Origin of the sequence: Streptomyces griseus subsp. griseus (assembly GCF_003610995.1) — a bacterium.
Lineage (GTDB): Bacteria > Actinomycetota > Actinomycetes > Streptomycetales > Streptomycetaceae > Streptomyces.
Genome location: NZ_CP032543.1, coordinates 29,843 through 47,416, shown reverse-complemented (window position 1 = coordinate 47,416; position 17,574 = coordinate 29,843). Strand labels below are relative to the sequence as shown.

Annotated in this window: 11 protein-coding genes and 2 pseudogenes; 5 read left to right on the top strand and 8 right to left on the bottom strand. The window is 69.3% G+C overall.

Annotation, left to right across the window (positions count from 1 at the left end):
* Positions 1-256: 256 nt before the first annotated feature.
* From fxlM to D6270_RS00200, 3 genes are all read right to left on the bottom strand, one after another.
* Entirely contained in the window at positions 257-2,620 is a 2,364-nt protein-coding gene (gene fxlM, locus D6270_RS00210) for a methyltransferase, FxLD system (protein WP_109167801.1), read from the bottom strand.
* Between the two features lie 99 nt (positions 2,621-2,719).
* Positions 2,720-4,198, bottom strand: a complete 1,479-nt coding sequence (locus tag D6270_RS00205) for an NUDIX domain-containing protein (RefSeq protein WP_109167802.1) — start codon at positions 4,196-4,198, stop codon at positions 2,720-2,722.
* Between the two features lie 12 nt (positions 4,199-4,210).
* Positions 4,211-5,527 (bottom strand): MFS transporter, encoded by a 1,317-nt coding sequence (locus D6270_RS00200; protein WP_109167803.1) that lies wholly within the window; start codon positions 5,525-5,527, stop codon positions 4,211-4,213.
* A gap of 554 nt (positions 5,528-6,081) precedes the next feature.
* Between D6270_RS00200 and D6270_RS00195 the strand changes: the two genes are divergently transcribed.
* The 3 genes from D6270_RS00195 to D6270_RS00180 all read left to right on the top strand — a co-directional run bounded on the left by D6270_RS00195 (position 6,082) and on the right by D6270_RS00180 (position 10,529).
* The gene (locus D6270_RS00195; protein ID WP_109167804.1) at positions 6,082-6,591 is read left to right on the top strand and encodes a GNAT family N-acetyltransferase; all 510 of its coding nucleotides are present in this window, start codon (positions 6,082-6,084) and stop codon (positions 6,589-6,591) included.
* A gap of 878 nt (positions 6,592-7,469) precedes the next feature.
* Positions 7,470-9,056 carry a molybdopterin-dependent oxidoreductase gene (locus D6270_RS00190; RefSeq protein WP_109167805.1) on the top strand — a complete coding sequence of 529 codons (1,587 nt, stop codon included), beginning with the start codon at positions 7,470-7,472 and terminating at the stop codon, positions 9,054-9,056.
* 1,056 nt (positions 9,057-10,112) lie between these two features.
* Positions 10,113-10,529 carry a VOC family protein gene (locus D6270_RS00180; protein ID WP_109167846.1) on the top strand — a complete coding sequence of 139 codons (417 nt, stop codon included), beginning with the start codon at positions 10,113-10,115 and terminating at the stop codon, positions 10,527-10,529.
* Between the two features lie 25 nt (positions 10,530-10,554).
* Here D6270_RS00180 and D6270_RS00175 read toward each other — a convergent pair whose 3' ends face one another.
* Positions 10,555-10,905, bottom strand: a complete 351-nt coding sequence (locus tag D6270_RS00175) for a sortase domain-containing protein (RefSeq protein ID WP_109167806.1) — start codon at positions 10,903-10,905, stop codon at positions 10,555-10,557.
* Between the two features lie 656 nt (positions 10,906-11,561).
* On the opposite strand from D6270_RS00175, the gene D6270_RS00170 reads away from it, so the two are divergent.
* A complete protein-coding gene (locus D6270_RS00170; RefSeq protein ID WP_109167847.1) occupies positions 11,562-11,870 on the top strand; it encodes a DUF7677 family protein in 309 nt (102 codons plus the stop codon).
* 24 nt (positions 11,871-11,894) lie between these two features.
* Here D6270_RS00170 and D6270_RS00165 read toward each other — a convergent pair.
* From D6270_RS00165 to D6270_RS00150, 4 genes and pseudogenes are all read right to left on the bottom strand, one after another.
* Positions 11,895-12,724, bottom strand: a pseudogene (locus D6270_RS00165) (IS5 family transposase).
* A gap of 57 nt (positions 12,725-12,781) precedes the next feature.
* Positions 12,782-13,599 (bottom strand): annotated as a pseudogene (locus D6270_RS00160) (IS5 family transposase).
* Positions 13,600-13,714: 115 nt separating this feature from the next.
* A complete protein-coding gene (locus tag D6270_RS00155) occupies positions 13,715-15,208 on the bottom strand; it encodes a sensor histidine kinase (protein ID WP_109167807.1) in 1,494 nt (497 codons plus the stop codon).
* On the bottom strand, positions 15,195-15,875 hold the full coding sequence (locus D6270_RS00150) for a response regulator transcription factor (RefSeq protein ID WP_109167808.1): 681 nt from the start codon (positions 15,873-15,875) through the stop codon (positions 15,195-15,197). The genes D6270_RS00155 and D6270_RS00150 overlap by 14 nt, the downstream gene beginning before the upstream one ends.
* A 122-nt stretch (positions 15,876-15,997) precedes the next feature.
* On the opposite strand from D6270_RS00150, the gene D6270_RS00145 reads away from it, so the two are divergent.
* The gene (locus D6270_RS00145) at positions 15,998-17,512 is read left to right on the top strand and encodes a glycosyltransferase family 39 protein (RefSeq protein ID WP_109167809.1); all 1,515 of its coding nucleotides are present in this window, start codon (positions 15,998-16,000) and stop codon (positions 17,510-17,512) included.
* Positions 17,513-17,574 lie beyond the last annotated feature (62 nt).

Genomic DNA, 17,574 nt, shown 5'->3' with positions numbered 1-17,574 from the left:
GAATCCCCAGATGGAGGCCCCGTGGGCCCGCACGTGGAGGGTGCGGGCCGCCGCTGCGTGGGCCCTGATCATCCGTTCGTGGTCGGCCGGGTCGGTAGGCGGCGTGAAGACTGGCGCCGGGACAGGCTGGCCTGTCGCAGTTGCTGGAGGCGGAGTAGCGATCGATGTCACGTCGCGCTCCCGGCGAGTTCAGCGGGGTGGAAGCGGGCGAGGACGGCCTGGCGGTCAGGATGCCGATGACCGTTCAGCCAGCAGCTCATGAGGCCGACCGCTCGCTCGCTGAGACGGCGGACCCAGCAGGTGAGGGCGCCGGGGCCCCCAGGCGCGCGCGGGATCCCCGGCCGGGCCAGTCGAAGACCGCGCGGCAGGCCGGAGTGTCGACCAGGTCGCCGGGCGGCAGTTGATCGTCGGGGGTACCGGCCGGGTGGATGCTCAGCGGCGGGTACCAGCTCTCGCGTACCTCCCGGTCCCAGGTACGGACACACGCGGCGAACCGCTCGGCCAGCTCCGGGCCGGCGGCCCCGTAGGCGTGGATGAAGAATTCGCTGCGCCGGTCGGCGGTGTCGGGCCCGTCGGAGATCTTGACGTGGGTCAGATAGGCCAGGGAGCCGTCGGCGACGATCGCGGCCGCGTCCTGCTGCGTCACGAGGTCAGAGCCCACGGGCACGCTCAGGCGGCAGAATCCGGGCAGGGTTGTCGCGGCGAAGAGCTGCAGCGTCTCGAAGTTGAACTGCCCCGCGACGACCAGGCCCGTACTGAGCTCGTAGCGCTCATCGGAGAAGGCATCTTCCAAGCTGGTGGTGTCCCCTTCTGTTCCCAGCTCCCACCGGACGGTCACCTCCCCACCGGCCAGGACGGCGCTGGGGACGGTGCGGGCGGCGGCACCGCGGTCCCGGACGAACCCGCAGTACGTCCAGTGCTCCGCGTGCAGGACATCACCCCGGCGGACCAGGGTGATCGAACGCGTGTAGCCGCCGACGTCCAGCGGCACGACCAGCCTCCCGCCCTCGGCCAGCTCCTCCCGCCACGCGGGGGCGATATCGGTCGCGGTGTGGGTGATGATCACCGCGTCGAACCCGCCCGGGGGAACATGCCCGGGCGCACCCCGGTTGCCGTCGCCGAGGACCGCGGTGACCCGCCCGCTCCCGGCCTCCGCACAGAGCCTCAGCGCACGTCGGACGACGAAGGGGTCCAGGTCCACGCTCACCACGCGCCCGCGGGCACCGACGATATGTGCGAGGAGCTCGGCGTTGTACCCGCCGGACCCCACCTCCAGCACCTGCATCCCCGGCTCCAGGCGCAGCTGCTCGGCCATGTCGGCCTGCAGCCAAGGCGCCGAGACGGAGCTGACAACCGCCCCGCCTTCGTCCCGCACCGTCGCCACCGCGGTCTCGTCGTCGTACGCCGACGCCAAGGGGGCCTCCGGCAGGAAACGGTGCCGGGGCACAGCACGGAGCGCGGCCTGAACCCGCGGGGAGGGGGCCCAGCCGCCTCGGATCACGCTCTCGGTCATCTGCTCCCGCAGCCGGACAGCCTCAGCGGGTTCCCCGGAAACCGGCCCGTACGGGTCCGCGCATGGGTAGGAGCGTGTTTCGGGCGCCCCGGGCACGACGCCGGGCCAGACCTCGTTCAACGCCAGTGCGGACGGTGCGAAGAGCTTTCCCAGGCCGGACAGCGTGTGCAGCGGGAACCACTCCCAGCGCACGAACTTGTCGGCCTCGCGGAGGGCGAGTTCACCTTCCCAGGCGGTGATGCGGACGACGGCGGCGATCCGGCGTACGTCCTCCCGGTCGTCGTGCAGGACCGTGACGAGATGGGCGTCCGCCGTCTTCGCCGTCAGCCCGGTCTCCTCGGCGAGTTCGCGTACTGCGGCGGCCTGCGCGGACTCGCCGCTCTCGACACCACCGGCCGGCAGCTCCCACATGCCCCGGGTGGAGCGGCCGAGAAGAACCCTGCCTTCCGTGTCGGTGACGACGGCCGAAGCGCCGAAGACCGCCTGCGGGGCAGGCTGCCCCCGCTCCACCACCAGGACCTCCCCATCCGGGGCTCGCAGCACGAGAACGGCCAGGCCCTGGGCGTCGAACCGGGACACATCCCCGAACCCCTCCGCCAGCAGGTCGAGTTCGTCCTCGTCGAGGGCGATGTTCCGCCGCTCGGCGGGTGTGTTCTTCGCGAGCGGGGTGATGATGACCATCGCGCCACCTGGACGCAACTGGGTGCCGAGCGAGCGCAGTACGGCCGTCCTGCTGGAGATGAACGCGATGCTCAACCGCAACGTGATCAGGTCGAACCCGGGCTCCTCGTCCCCGGAGACCTCGGGCAGCGGATCTCGTTCGATGTCCAGACACCACCACCGCACCGCGCTCACCTCGGCGTGGTCGGAGCGTGCCCGGATGAGGGCTTCCTCGGCGTAGTCGACGGCGTCCACCGTGTAGCCCATCTCCGCCAGCGTGACCGCCAGCTCGCCGGTCCCGCAGCCGACATCAAGGGCCTGCCCACCACCGTCAGGCATGGGCGTGTACTCGGCCAACAGGGCGCGCTCGACCTCACCCACCTGCCGAAAACCTTTCCCCTCGGCGTAGTGGTCCTGCCAGGCCTGCTTCTTCGGTACCGCGGTCATCGCTCTGCTCCTGCTCATCCTGGGGGGTCGTGCGTCGTTGGGGCGGGCTGCTGCCGGGTCAGCTGGGCCAGGCTGTAGGCGGCCGCGGGGGAGTGCGCGTCATGAGGCCCACCCCAGATCGGAGTACGGCTGGCCTGCGAGGATCGCTTCGATGGCCTGCCGGGTGTACGGCACGGTGTTGTCCGGCAGGTCCTTGGGGTTGAACCACCGCCATTCCACGCACCGGTCCGGCTCCCGCACCTGCAGCACGCCGGACCAGGACCGGGCTCGGAAGAACAGCTGGATCCTCGGGCTCGCCGTGGGCGAGTTCTGGCTGTGGAGCAGGTGGACGAGGTCGATCGCCTCGCGGTCGAGAAGCAGCCCCGCCTCTTCCTCCGTCTCCCGGATCAGGGAGCTGACCGCGTCCTCCCTCTCGCAGTGCCCGGCCAAGGTGTGCCAGAGCCGTCCGGCGTACGCGGAGTCCGGGTGCCGCAGCCCCAGAAGGACCCTGCCTTCGGAGTCCTGGAGGAAGAGGTGCACCCCCACGACGTGGAGCTCCGTTCCTGCGGGGGTTCCGCCGGCCGCGCGGCGGTGATGCCGCCTCAGCGAGGCCGCTGCCGGGGGGTGCTGGGCGGCGTGCCGGCGGATGAGGTCGCCGAGGCCGGGGGACTGGGGCAGCCGGTCGAGCATGTCCGGAGTGCTCCAGTGCAGCAGGATCCCTTCGCGTAGCCCGGCGCTGTCCGGATGCCCCTGCCAGACGGCGGTGAACACCTGGACGGGCACGGTCAGCCCGTCGACGCTGGTGGTCTCCTCCACGGCGTATGGTTCCAGGCCGGAGAGCTGCACTCCGGGCACCTCTTCGGAGAGTTCGCGCAGCAGGGTCGCCTCCAGGGACGCGTCACCGGGAGCACTCCCGCCGCCGAGAAGAGCGAACACGCCCGGCTCCCAAATACCCGGCAGCTGGTCGCGCAAGTGGATCAGATAGCGGCCCGCGTCGTCGTGGATGATCACCGAGGCGTTGACCGGCTCCGGGCCCGCGCTCATGTCGGCGGCCAAGAGCTTGCTGCGCATCGTGAGGGAGGTGACCTGGTCGAGCGGCAGCCAGTCGGTCCCGGAAATCTCTTCGGCCTGCACGGCCGTCTCGGCGGAGGGCGGCACGAGGTGGAGAACGAACCGGAAGTCGTAGTGCCGGTGTGCCGGTTCGTCCTTGGCAGGGTTGGCGTCGATGGGGTGGACGTCGATGTCGGCGGGCTCGTGGCAGAACGCCGGACTCTGGCAGAGCGCTGCCGGAGGAATGCCTGTCTCCTCATGGATCTCGCGTACCGCGGCGGCCATGAGCGTGGCGTCCTGGGGCTCGACATGGCCTCCCGGAAGGAGCCACTTCCCGCCGGAGACGATGTGCTGAACGTGCAGCACCCTCCCGTCGTGATCGATCACAGCGGCACTGCACGTGATGTGCCCGGGAAGCGTCGCCCGGGCGGTGACCTCGCCGGGAGCATCGAGGGCCTCCAGCAGCGGTCCTAGATTGGGGCGCTCACCGGGGTGACGGTCGAGGTAGGCAGTGACGAGGTCACGGATGTGCGCTCGGGACGGCGGCATGGGCGGTGCCTTTCAGGAGGTGGTGGTCGAGGATCCGGCCGGGCCGGGTGTGACGTGCGGTAGCACCCCCGGTCCGGGGCCGAGGGCCGGTGTGGGTGAGGAGCGCAGTTTGCGGGCGGGGGAGCGCCAGAGGATCACGAACGGTGCGGCAAGCAGGACGGTGATCACGCCGAGGGCGGGCCGTAGCCCGACGAGGGTGCCTAGTGCTCCGGCGAGGAGGGCGGCGAGCGGACGCAGGCCGAAGGCGAGCCACGCACCGGTGGCCTGGGCGCGGCCCTGCAGACGGGCGGGGCAGAGCTCTTGGCGGACGCTGCGCTGCAGCCCGCCGTGAGCAACCGCGGCCCCGGTCTGGACCAGCAGACAGGCACCGATGACTACCTGTCCGGCGGTCCCGGGGCCGACGAGCACCAGGGGAAGCTGGGCCAGGGGGTTGAGGGCGAGAGCACCGAGCATGACGGGCCCAGCTCCCCAGCGTCGCTCCAGCCCTCGCCACAGCAGGGCGCCGAGGAACCCGCCGACGCCGCCGGCCCCCATGACGACGCCGAGCGCTGTGGGGCTCCAGGACAGGTTGCGCAGCAGGTAGAGGGACCAGAGCGCGGAGCTGGCGGCCAGGGCGAAGGACGTGGTGGCGTTGGACAGGACGATGGAGCGCACCACGGGGGTGTGCAGGGTGTAGTCGAGGCCTTCGCGGATCTCTGTCCACTGGCTGCTGCCCGCGGGCCGGGGCTGCGGCTTCGGTTCGCGGTGGCGGACGGTCAGCACGCATACAGCGCAGACCAGGTACGTGAGCGCGTCCAGGGCGATCGCCCGGGCGGCGCCCAGCGCCGCGACCAGTAGCCCGCCGAGGTTGTTCCCGGCGAGGTCCGCCAGCGAGTTCGTCGCGCCGAGTTTGGCGTTGCCTTCCTTGAGCTGTTCTCCGCGCAGCAGGGAGGGGAGGTAGCTGATCGAGGCGTTGCTCCCGACCACCTGGAAGGCGGCGACGAGGAAGGTGACCGCGTACAGCTGGACCAGGGTGACCTGCCCGGCGAACTGGGCCAGCGGGATGCTGCTCAGGATCAGTGCGCAACCGATGTCGCACGTGATGATGATCGGCCGCTTGCGGCAGCGGTCGGCGAGGACGCCGGCGTGCAGGGACAGCAGCAGCGCCGGGAGCTTCCCCGCCACGGCGATCAACGCCACGTTCATGGTCGAGGCGTGCAGGTCCACCACAGCGATCACCGAGATGCCGATCGTGGTGATGCCGTAACCCGCGACGGTCACAGCCTGCCCGCCCCAGTACCGGCGGAAGTCCCCATGCCGCCACAGGCTCCGCTCCGGGGCGGCCGTCATAGCGGGCTATCCTCCAGCTCTGTGCGCTCTTCGGCGCCCTCTGACGAGCTGCTCACGCGCTCACCACCCGGGCAGCGAGTCGCCGGGCAGGGCGAAACGGCAGCGTTCGCCGATCGAACCGCAGAGCTGAGAACTGTGGCCGTGCACCGTGTTCCGGGCCTGAGCTGTGGGCTGCCCGCCTGTAGCAGGTGGTGCTGCGGTGTGAGCCGATGGGCGTCAACGTCGCCTCCTTCCACGGATGTTGGGGATGCCAGGTCCAACGAGGGCGAGCACGGATCGAGCACACGCCTTTCAGCCGAACGTCGAACGGCGGTGGCCTCGCCGACGGCGGGGCCACCGCGCACCAGCACAGGCCGACGCAGGCCACCTGCTAAAATGTCCATCAGTAGTGGAGGCCTTCCTGGCCCGGATACACATCCGGCGGGGAGGCTTTTTTCATGTCTTGGAGCCGCTCGTCCGCGGAACAACTCTCCTCACCGATCGCTGATATCGCGTCTGATGACTGATCCGTACATGCGGCTCCCACGATTGTTCCGTTCCTGCGAAGGAGTTTCATGCCAGACGTCTCCGTGCGACTCGCGCACGTTACCGACCGTCCGATAGCCGAGCGTCTGTGGCTGATGTTCCGCCACGACATGTCACAGTTCGATGCTCTGCTGCCAAACCAAGACGGAACCTTCCGCAGTGATCGGCTCCGGGCGGCCTTCACCGACGCCGATTGGGCGCTGTACCTATTGACGAGCGACAAGCACCCCGCCGGTCTCGCGCTCGTGCGCAGCTTGACTGGTCCAACGCGCGTGCTGAACAGCTTCTTCGTCGTGCGCGGGGCACGAAGGAGAGGGATCGGACTGCAAGCTGTTCGAGCGGTCGTAGCCAAGCACCCGGGTCCGTGGGAAGTCGCCTTTCAGGACGCCAACGTGGCGGCGGTTCGTTTCTGGCGTCGCATCGCCGCGGAGATCGCCGACGACGCATGGGCTGAGGAGCGTAGGCCGGTGCCAGACCGGCCTGACCTGCCGCCGGATGTCTGGATCTCGTTCCGCGTGCCCGACAAGACCCATGGCTAAGCATCGACTCCGGGTGTGCGCGTCCAGGTCTCCAGCCACTCCCGGGCCACCATCCGGATCCCGTGTTGAGGGGCACAGTGTCCACGGCGCAGTGAGGGCCTGGCCGGCGAACAGGCCCTCTGGACGGTCGCGGCGCTGCTCGTATGGTTCGGCCATCACCCGCTGCCCGTGGATCTGGAGGACATCGAACGCCGAAGCATACGGGTTCGTGGATTCTTGGAGGCGTACGAGCAGGAACCGACCGCGAAAGCGCTGATTTGCACTTTCTCCCGTCTGGTTCCCGTCCCGACGGGAAGAGCCGCCCCTCCAGCGACGATGCCGCGCGAGGTCGTACGAAGCGGGCGCGGTTGCCGGGGCCGGACGGTGCTGACAGCGCGAGACCCCGGCAATCACGCTCAAGATCTCGCCGGCCGCCAAGTCGAAGCTGCGCCCGTACTCGGCGAACGCCGCCCCAGCGGGGAGGGGTGGCTTCTCGCGGCTGACACATCCGCAAGAAGTGCGACGGGCGCTCGTCGCGGTACGGCTCGGCCAGGCTCTGCGTCGTCCTCACACTTTCTGGGGAGCTTGGGCAGCACGGTACTGCGGAGGAAGGCCGACACCGGCAGGGCTCGCCTGCCGGTGTCCTCAGCGGGGACTGGGGGCGCGGTGACATGACCGGCCCTCCCGCGAAGGGGATGCACGAGGGCCGCTCCCATTCCGCGGGGAGCCGCTGGCCGCTCGGAGGCTACTCGTACCGCTCCGGCTGGCCGCCAGCCCTGCGGCTATGGCCGTCTGTCTCCGACCGCAACCGTGCGTCCCTGTCGTGCATTCGGGTGGCATCCCGTCGGGCCGGCCTGGCAGGAGGGCGAAACAACCACAGTTGGTCTGGACTCTGAGATGTGACGACATCTGCAAAACTCTGGGTCCGTCTGCCTCTGGGGGCACTGAGCGGCCTGCTCGCCGGGTTCGCGGCCCTCGCGGTCGCCGAGCTGGTCTCCGCCGCGGTCCGCCCGCAGGCCGGGCCCCTCACAGCTGTAGGCGGGGCGACCATCGACCGTACGCCGACACCGGTCAAGGACTGGGCGATCCGCCACTTCGGCGAGGACGACAAGCTGGTTCTGCAGCTCGGCATCCTCGCCGCGCTGGCCGCGCTGGCCATCGTGCTGGGCGTGGTGGCACTCCGGTTCCGGCGGGCCGGCGCCGCAGGGGTTCTGATCTTCGGGGTGATCGGCGCGGCCGCCGCGCTGACCCGGCCGGACTCGTCGGGGTTCACCGACGCGCTCCCCTCGGTGGTCGGCGCCGTGGTGGCAGCGGCGCTGCTCTACTACCTCATCGGGCGGCTCACCCAGCCCCCTCGCGCCGGCAGGACCACGGCGGACCCGGATCGCGGCGCGGGCTGGGACCGCCGAGGGTTCGTCATCGGCGCCTCGGCGGCGGCGCTCACCTCCCTCGGCGTGGGAGCGCTCGGCCGCTATCTCACCGGCAACGCCTCGCAAGCGGCGGTCGAGTCGCGGAACGCGGTGCGGCTGCCCGCCCCGGCTTCGCCCGCACCTCCGCTGCCGCCCGGCACTCAGCTCAAGGTTCCGGGTATCAGCCGCTTCACCACGTCGAACAAGGCGTTCTACCGCGTCGACACCGCGCTGGTCGTGCCAAAGGTGGACGCCGACACCTGGCGGCTGCGCATCCACGGCAAAGGTGTCACCCGCCCGGTCACCCTCACCTTCGAGGACCTGATGCGGCGTGAACTCATCGAGCGGGACATCACCTTGACCTGCGTATCCAACGAGGTCGGCGGGCCGTACGTCGGCAACGCGCGGTGGCTGGGCGTACGGCTGGCCGACGTCCTGGCCGAAGCAGGTGTCAGATCTCCCTCGAAGGGTGGTCCCGCCGATCAGCTCGTTGCGCGCTCTGTCGACGGCATGACGCTGGGCTCCCCGGTGGAGGCCGCCATGGACGGGCGTGACGCGATGCTGGCGGTCGGGATGAACGGGCAGCCGCTGCCCTTCATCCACGGCTTCCCCGTCCGCATGCTCATTCCGGGTCTGTACGGATACGTCTCCGCCTGCAAGTGGATCGAGGACATCGAGCTCACGACGTTCGCCGACTACGACCCGTACTGGGTCAAGCGCTCGTGGGCCCGTCGGGCACCGATCAAGACCCAGTCCCGGATCGATGTTCCCAAGCCGCTGTCCCGGTCCAGGGCCGGAACGGTGATGGTCGCCGGCGTCGCCTGGGCGCAGCACCGCGGTATCGACCGCGTTCAGGTCCGGGTCGACGACGGCCCCTGGCGGGACGCCGGCCTCGCGGCGGAGGCGAACATCGACACCTGGCGCCAGTGGTCCTTCCCATGGAAGGCCACGCCCGGCAGCCACACCCTGACCGTCCGCGCCACCGAACGCGGCGGCGAAGTACAGACGGAGAAACGCACAGGCACCGTACCCGACGGGGCCAGCGGCTGGCCGTCCGTCGTCGTCACCATCGATTGACCTGCAGCGCCGCCGGGGCTCCCTCGGGCGGGGGAAGCGCGCAACACTCGCTCTCATGCTGACGAGCAGGTAGGGGCTGTGGAGCCTGGCACTGGCCCTGAAGCCCGGACGTTGCCGAACGGCACCCGGTTCCGTCACCGGCGAGGGCGCCGGAGGCGGAACCGGCCGGCCATGCACAGGCGAACGATCGACCTGCTCTTCCCGGTCGGACGTCGCACAGCCATCACCGGGGCAAGTAATGGGAAGAATTCCTCGAGAGCGTGGTGGAGACCGGTCATCGGGCCACTCGCGCGGGATAAGGACTCTACGAACGCGGTCGCGGCTTACCGCCTGCCTAAAGCCTCTGTGACACCGCGACGGACCGGCGCACGACCACAGCTCTCATGGTCACCCAGCTCAACGGTCAGCTGTCAACCAAGGCTCTAGAAGGGTGCATTACTGCTCCGGTGAGGCGGGGTACTTTGGCGTACGGCCGGGAATCGGTAAGAGTTCGTGCCGCCCGACAGTAGTTACGTCTTTCGAGGGGGACACTCATGCTTCGCCGCATCGTGTTCACCCTGGCCACTGTCGCCGCCGCCAACGACTGGGAGGGGAGGCCGGCGGCTACCAGCACGTTGAAGGGCACAAGGCGAGCGCGGAGTACCCGAACTTCGGCGGCACGTACGGCATCACCTACGCCAGGGAGAAGAAGGCCCACTTCGAGGCCGAGCGCGGCTACTTCTACACCGAGCACCTGCACGGCCGCTGGAGAAGCACCGCGTGCAGGGCCTGCTCCTCGGGGGCGGGCCCTGCACGCGCAAGCAGCGGGGAACTCGCCGGGCTCCGGGAGGAACGGGTACGGCGGCCATAGTCGATGACACCGCAGTGGGCGGTGCTTCTTCCCACGCGACCGCGCACAGGCCATTCGCCACCGGACGGGCGGCGATTGGCCCGCGAGAGGATTCCTTACCGATTGGCCCAGGCCCTCCGGCCCCGAGGCCCAGCACCGAGGACTCGCCGGACCGGTCGGCGAGTGGAGACCCTGGGAACACGTTGGAAGGGTGGATCATGAGGTTTATGACGATTCAGCCCCGCGCTTTCGCCCACGTCCGTCTCACCGTTACCGATATCGAGCGCTCCCGCGCCTTCTACGATGCGGTCCTCGGGCTGCCGGTGGCCTTCGACCTACCTCCCGACGCCGACGAGGAAACCCGGGAGGAGCTCTCGTTCCTCTTCGGTGGGGTGATCTACCAGCTCGGGGACTCCCTCTTCGGTCTGCGGCCTGTGGCCTCGGACCGCTTCGACGAGGACCGGGTAGGCCTGGACCACGTCAGCTTCGCCGTGGACGGCCGGGCGGACCTGGAGCGGGCAGCGCGCCACCTCGACCAGCTCGAGGTGGCTCACGAAGGGATCAAAGACATCGGAGCGGGATACATCCTGGAGTTCCGCGACCCGGACGGCATCGCTCTGGAGCTGTTCGCACCGGCAAGTTGACCTCCGGCGCTCAGGGATGCGCGCTTCATTCCGTTCGGCTGCTGACCTTGTCGAGGCTGGCGTAGACAACGAGGTTGTCCCGGTACTCACCTCGGCTGCGGTCGTAGGCGCCCGAGCAGGTGATCAGGTGCAGGGAGGGCGGACTGCTGGTCGCATAGACCTGACTGTCAGGAAAGACGTCCTTCTCGTACTGGCGCAGGGCCCGAATCGTGAAGGTGATGGTCGACCGGTCCTCCCGCACCAGGCTCACCTTGTCGCCCGGGTCGAGCATGGAGAGTCCCTGAAAGGCTCCGGGACCGTTGGCGGAGTCGACGTGGCCGACGACGACCGCTGCGCCGGGGGCGCCCGGGCGGGGACCGTCGCTCCACCACCCTATGGTTTCGGCTTCGTCGGGAACGCCGCGGCCGTCCTGCTAACGCGAAGGCCGATCAGATGCTGGTCGAGCCCGAAGTCGGGTATACGGATGCGGACCGGTGGTGCGGGCATCCAGCCGTCGGAGGCCACAGCTCGGCCGGATCTGGGGTGAACCGGCAGGCTGCCTTTGTCTATTCGGTCCGGTGCCTGCCCGGGGCCGACTCCGGTTCCCAGCTCGACGAAGCCGATGCAGGCAAGGGCTGCCCCGACGGCTACGGCTATCGCTCCCGCGGCTCGCCGCCGGCCGGCTGTTCGCTCCTGGCGTGGTGGTCGTGCGGTTGTGCGGGGTGACTGGCAGAAGGAGGCCCAATCAGCCCTCGCCGTCGGGGAGTTCGCGGTGTCTGTCTGTGCGCGTACGGTGTGGATGTGGCCGCCGCGGGGCGGTGTTGAGGGAGGGGTGATGTGGGGCTGCAGTTGGCTCGGGTGCCGTTGGAGGGCGGGGTTCGATTCTCGTTGAGGCGGAGGGGGGTGTGGCGGGGCCGGTGAAGGCGGGCCGGGTCGGTGACGCGGTGCGGGGAGCTGCCGGAGTCTGGGGTCGGCGCTGGAGCCGGTGACCGGCCTAGGCACTGTCGTCAAACGATCTTCCCGGGCGATGTGGACAGCAGGCATGATGTGCTGGTGGGACATCTTCCAGTCGACGTGCGTGCTTCGCTTCGGTTCTTCGCCTTCTACTTGGCCAACGGCACCATCGACGTTGACCTGCTCGACGGTTTTGACCATCGACCGGTTCTCTTCCAGTTCGGTTCGTCGTTGGAGGAGGTCTTCGCGATCTATGCCAATGTGCTGGAAGTCGACGCGGACGGCGCGGTGCTGAATGACGGAGACGCGCAGTACCGTGCCGCACAGTGGATTCGCCGCGCTTGCGACCCGACGTACGAGGTCGAGCCGCCGTTCCAGGCGTGGGAGACCGAACTCCACGGTCCGTGAATGAGCCGGCAGTCCTCGCGGGACTCACACCCACATGAAGAGCGATGCGAGGGTCACAGCCACCTGGTAGGACTCGGCGGTCTTCTCGTAGCGGGTGGCGATGCCCCGCCGCTGCTTCAACCGGTTGAAGCAGCGTTCCACCACGTTGCGCCGCTTGCAGATCTCACGGTCGAAGACCGGTGGCCGGCCGCAGCGGCTGCCGCGCCGGGCTCGGTTCCGGACCTGGTCAGCACGTTCGGGGATGGTATGGGCGATGCCACGATGCCGCAGCCAGGTGCGGATCGTCCGGGAGCTATAGCCTTTGTCGCCGAGGACGTGAACCGGTCTGGTGCGGGGTCACCCGGGGCCGACGCGGGGCACCCGTATCGTCTCCAGCACCTCAGCGAAACGGGTGCATTCGTTGACGTTCCCGCCGGTCAGGACGAGTCCCAGCGGTCGGCCCAGAGCGTCGCACGCAAGGTGGATCTTGGTGGTCAGCCCACCCCTTGACCGTCCGAGCGCGGGGCCGAGGGCCCCCCTTTTCGGGCCCCGGCCGCGTGCTGGTGGGCCCTCACGACCGTGGAGTCGACCGACACCAGCCAGTCGATGCCTACAGCCGCGTCCACCCTGGCCTGCGCGGCCTGGAGCATCCTCGCGAACGTGCCGTCCTTCGCCCACCGGCGGAAACGGGTATGGAGCGTGGCCCACGGTCCGTACCGATCGGGCACGTCCCGCCAGGCCGAACCCGTCCGAAACTTCCACACAATTCCGTTGAGGACCCTCCGGGCATCCACCCGCTTCCGACCCCGCAACGACAGGGGTAGCAGCGGACGGACGAACTCCCACTCCGCATCGGACAGTTCATGACGACGAATCACCCCGACATGATCCACCACCCAAGATCATTTGATGACAGGCCCTAAGACCGTGTCCTATGTGGTGAGGCGGACGAGTCGTTTGTAGCAGCAGAGGGCGGCTGCGAGGCCGAGGAAGGCCAGGTAGTTGCGCGGATGGCGTTCGTAGCGGTGGTTGAGCCGGCGGTAGCCGGTCAGTCAGGACATGGTGCGTTCGATGACCCATCGGCGTCGGCCCAAGCGTTCGCCGGACTCGATTCCCTTCCGGGCGATGCGTACGCCGATGCGCTTGCCCCGTAGCCATTTCCGCAGGTGCGGGACGTCGTATGCCTTGTCCGCGTGCAGCCGTCGGCTTGAAGTACCGCCCGCAATGAGGGTCGTGTCTCGTTTGGTGGCCGGTGATCATGGGCTTCAGAGCGAGGCTGTCGTGGGTGTTGGCCGCGGAGAGCCCGACGCGTAGGGGCAGTCCGTCCGCGTCGGACAGGACGTGCATCTTGGAACCCGGCGTGCCCCGGTCCACGGGGCTCGGACCTGCAAGTTCGCCCCCTTTTTTTAGCGCGCACGTGCGCGGAGTCCAGGACCGCCCGGGACAGATCGATCAAGTCCCGTTCATCCAGGAGCTGCAGAATCTTCTGATGCAGCCGGCCCCACACCCCGGCTCTCGACCAGATGACGAATCGTCGGTGCACGGTCGACTTCGACGCACCGAAGCACGGCGGCAGGGCCCGCCAGGCGCATCCGCTGACCAGTACGTAGATGATCGCCGCGAAGACCGCCTCATCATCGATGTTCGTGACCCCGCCGCCCTGCGGCCGCACTCTGGCCGACGGCAGTAACGGCCTCGCTATCTCCCACAGTCCGTCCGGAACAATCCATCCCCACCCTCCACTTCCCATGAACAGCACAACCGCCAACTGGCCATGTAGGACACGCTCTAAGAGCACGCAACACGATCATGATCGGCCTTCTTGAGGCGTTTCCAGAGGGGCAGGGTGCAGGCGAGGTGCATCATTACTTGGCCGGCGGCGGCGCCTGGGGAAGGCGCAGTTGGAAGCATGCGCCGGTGTCCGAGGGGACGAGGGCGAGGGTGCCCGCGTGGTGGTGGGCGAGTTCGCGTGCGATGGGGAGGCCCAGGCCGGTGCCCCCGCGATCACGGGAGCGGGCGTCATCGAGCCGGACGAAGCGTTCGAAGATGGCTTCGGCGTTCTCGGCGGGTACGCCTGGCCCGTCGTCGTGGACGGACAGGATCACCTGCCGGTCCTGCTTCCTCAGGGTGACCTGGACGCGGCTCGCGGCGTGACGGGTGGCGTTGTCGACGAGGTTGCGCAGCAGTCGCTCGTACTCCTCGGGCCTGCCCCGCGCGTGGGCGGGTCCGGTGGTGTCCGTGGTCAACACCACCGGGCCGTCGGGAGGCCGCTCGTACCGTTCGGCCAGCTGGGAGACGAGAACCTCCAGGTCGACGGAGCCGCGGTCGGACTCCGGTTGCCGGGCGTCGAGGCGGGCGAGGAGCAGCAGGTCCTCGGCGAGGGCCTGAAGACGTCCGGCCTGCCGTGCGGCCGTGGTGACCGTGCCGGGCCAGTCGGTGCGGTCCGGGTAGGCGAGCGCCACTTCGAGGGTGGCCAGCAGGGTGGTGAGCGGGCTGCGCAGTTCGTGGGCCGCGTCCGCGACGAAGCGCCGTTGCCGGGCGGCGGCGTCGTCGAGACGCTGCAAAGTGGTGTTGATGGTGGTGGCCAGCGCGGTGATCTCGTGCCCTGTGGCGGGCACGGTGACGCGCTCCCTGGGGTCGCTCGGCGTGACCGAGGCGGTGGCTGCGCGGATCGCTTCGACCGGCCGCAACGCGATGCGCACGGTGAAGTAGGTGACGGCTGAGAGCAGCACCAGGCCGACGAGTCCGGCCCGCAGCAGCAGGAGGCCCATGGTGGCGGTGATCGCCTCGGCCGTGTCGGGGAGTACCACCACGTGGACCCGGAGTGTGGCGTCCGGAGCGACCCCCAGATGTGCGGCTTGGGCGCTGCTGAGTTCACCGGCCCAGACATTGGTGGACAGGACGGGGTAGGTACCACCACCCAGGGCGAACCTGCGCCCGTGCTCGTCGCGGAGTTCCGGCATGCGCATGGGACCGCTCTCGTAGTACCAGCCTGAATCATCACTGACGGTGGACTCCGAGAGCCGGGGCGGGGCGGGCAGAACATGGGGGGAGCCCGGGGCGAAGACGTCCATTCCGCCGCCGGATGCGACGGCCGTGCTACGGCCGGTCGCGACGATCTCGTACGGCACGGTGCTTCGGCGGCTGGGGATCACGCCCGCACGCAGGTGGTCCACGAGAGCGAGGAGAGGGGCCCGGGCCTGGTCCTGGGCGATCTGGGTGCTCTGGCGGTAGACGTCGCCGTGCAGCCACCACCCGATGGCGGCCAGGACGACGGCGGCGGTCGAGGCGACGGCCAGGGCGGTGCGGGCCCGCACGGACCGGGGCCGCAGGCCGCGTCGCGGCTCAGCCGTGTTCACGGTCGTCCACCAAGCGATAGCCGATACCCCGCACGGTCTGCAAGGACCGCCGGTCGAACGCGGCGTCCACCTTCTTGCGCAGCACGCTGACGCGGGCCTCCACCAGATTCGGGTCCAGGGCGTCATCGGGCCACGCGTGGTAAAGCAGATCCGCCTTGGAGACCGCCTGGCCCGCCCGGCGGGCCAGAAGTTCCAGCACGGAGAACTCCCTGGGGGTGAGCTCCACCCGCGCTCCTGCCCGGCGGCAGACCCGGGCGGCGACATCCAGCGAGAGGTCCCCGACAGCGAGCACAGGCGGGGAGACGGCGCAGGCTCGCCTGACCAGGGCCCGCAGCCGTGCGACCAGCACGAGGTACGAGAAGGGCTTGGCCAGGTAGTCATCGGCACCCGTGTCCAGAGCCTCCGCCTGATCCCACTCCCCGTCCTTCGCGGTGAGCACCAGGATCGGAGTCGCGTTGCCCTCGCGGCGCAACTGGGCGCAGACCTTGTAGCCGTTGAGGCCGGGCAACATCAAGTCCAGGACGACCACGGCGTACTCACCGGTCCGGGCCATCCACAGCCCCTGCCGGCCGTCATAGGCCAGGTCGACGCTGTAGCCCTCGGCGGTCAGACCGGTGTGCAGGGTCCGGGCGAGGTCCACCTCGTCTTCGACCACCAGGATGCGCATGCCGTGCAGCCTCGCACAGCATCCGCAAAGTTCCTGATCGGCCGGTCAGGTTGGGTCAGCAACCGGCCACCTCGGGCCGGGCACAGTGGCGGCCTCTCCCCCGCCGAAAGGTCCCGCCGCCGATGTCCCTCGACGTACGCGCTCCCGCCGCCACCGGGTCGGATCCGGCTCGGCCGGCCTGCGCACAACGGCCCTCTGCCCGGGGCAAAGCTCTGACCGTCGTCCTACCCGCCACGCTCGCCTTGGTCATGGGGCTGTGGGGCATCCGCAGACAGAACACCATGTGGGGGGACGAGGCCGTCACCTACCAGCTCGCCGAGCGCGAGCCGTCCCAGATCTGGCACACGGTCCAGCACGTCGACCTGGTCCACGCCCTGCACTACTCCGTGATGCACGTGATCTTCGATCTCTTCGGCGCCGGGCTGCTGTCCTTGCGACTACCGTCCGTGCTGGCCATGGCCGCCGCGGCGAGCGGAGTGGGACTTCTCGGACTGCGCCTGGCGGGACCCCGCGCCGGACTACTGGCCGGGCTGGTGTTCGCGCTGCTACCCCAGGTACAGAAATACGCGCAGGAGGGCCGGTCCTACGCCATGGTCTGCGCGCTGATCGCCTGGGCCTCGTGCGCGTTGGTGGCCAACGTCTCGCGGCGCGGCCGATGGCGCTGGGCAGCGTACGGCCTCACCATGCTGCTGGCATGCCTGCTCCACGAGTTCGCGGTGCTCGCCCTGGCCGCACACGGTGTGACGCTGATTGTCTCCCGCACTCCGAAACGGGTGCTGAGGGCATGGGGCGTCACCGCCGCGGGTGTGGTGATCGGGTTGTTGCCGCTCGTCGTCGTCAGCGCGGGGCAGTCGGAGCAGGTGTCCTGGATCGGCGGACCGGTAAATCCCTACCCCCTATTGGTCTCGGTGGTGGTGGGGATGCTGTGCGCGCGTGCTCCTCTGCGGAGCAGGGGGCCCGTCAGCGTCGCCGCGCTGACCGTGCCGATTCTCGTTCTCCCGGGTGCGCTGCTGCTGACCGTCTCTGTGATCAAGCCGCTCTTCGTCGACCGCTACGTGCTGTTCAGCGACATCGGGATCGCCCTGTTGCTGGGTGCCTGGCTGGACCACATGCGCCGACCCCGACTACCGCGGTACACCCCGGCCGTGTACATCGCGGCCATCGCGGCCCTGGCCGCGCTCGTTCCGTCGAGCATGTCGCTCAGAACTCCCCAGAGCCGGAGCAACGACGCCACCGCCATCGGCGCCGCCGTGCGGGAGGAAGGCCGCCCTGGGGACGGGCTGCTCTACCTCGCGAGCCGACACAGAATCCTTGCCGCGACCTACCCCGGGGACACCCGCCACCTGACAGATCTCGCACTGGCACAGGACCCCGTCGAGTCGAATACGCTCGCCGGTGTCGAGCTTCCCGCCCGCGACATCGCGTTCCGCATGATGCAGTTCCACCGGATCGTCACGGTCCGCGTGGCGCGCGCGGACACTCTCACCGACCCACAGGAGAAGGCGAAAACAGATACCTTGCGACGCCATTTTCGCGAGCACGCAACAACGCGGGTCAACGGAGCGCGTATCACTGTCTACGTCCGAGACCATGGCCCGTCCGCGAACGTCGGCACTCCGGTGCAACACCCATGGTGAAAGCCCGGGACACGGTCTTGTCGAGATGCCCTGAGCGGGCGTGAGCCATGTGATGAGTGGGC

Excerpts from the sequence above, each read along its gene's own strand:
- D6270_RS00150 (WP_109167808.1), bottom strand. The coding sequence starts at position 15,875 with ATGCGCATCCTGGTGGTCGAAGACGAGGTGGACCTCGCCCGGACCCTG.
- fxlM (WP_109167801.1), bottom strand. The coding sequence starts at position 2,620 with ATGACCGCGGTACCGAAGAAGCAGGCCTGGCAGGACCACTACGCCGAG.
- D6270_RS00195 (WP_109167804.1), top strand. The coding sequence starts at position 6,082 with ATGCCAGACGTCTCCGTGCGACTCGCGCACGTTACCGACCGTCCGATA.
- D6270_RS00200 (WP_109167803.1), bottom strand. The coding sequence starts at position 5,527 with ATGACGGCCGCCCCGGAGCGGAGCCTGTGGCGGCATGGGGACTTCCGC.
- D6270_RS00205 (WP_109167802.1), bottom strand. The coding sequence starts at position 4,198 with ATGCCGCCGTCCCGAGCGCACATCCGTGACCTCGTCACTGCCTACCTC.
- D6270_RS00180 (WP_109167846.1), top strand. The coding sequence starts at position 10,113 with ATGACGATTCAGCCCCGCGCTTTCGCCCACGTCCGTCTCACCGTTACC.
- D6270_RS00145 (WP_109167809.1), top strand. The coding sequence starts at position 15,998 with ATGTCCCTCGACGTACGCGCTCCCGCCGCCACCGGGTCGGATCCGGCT.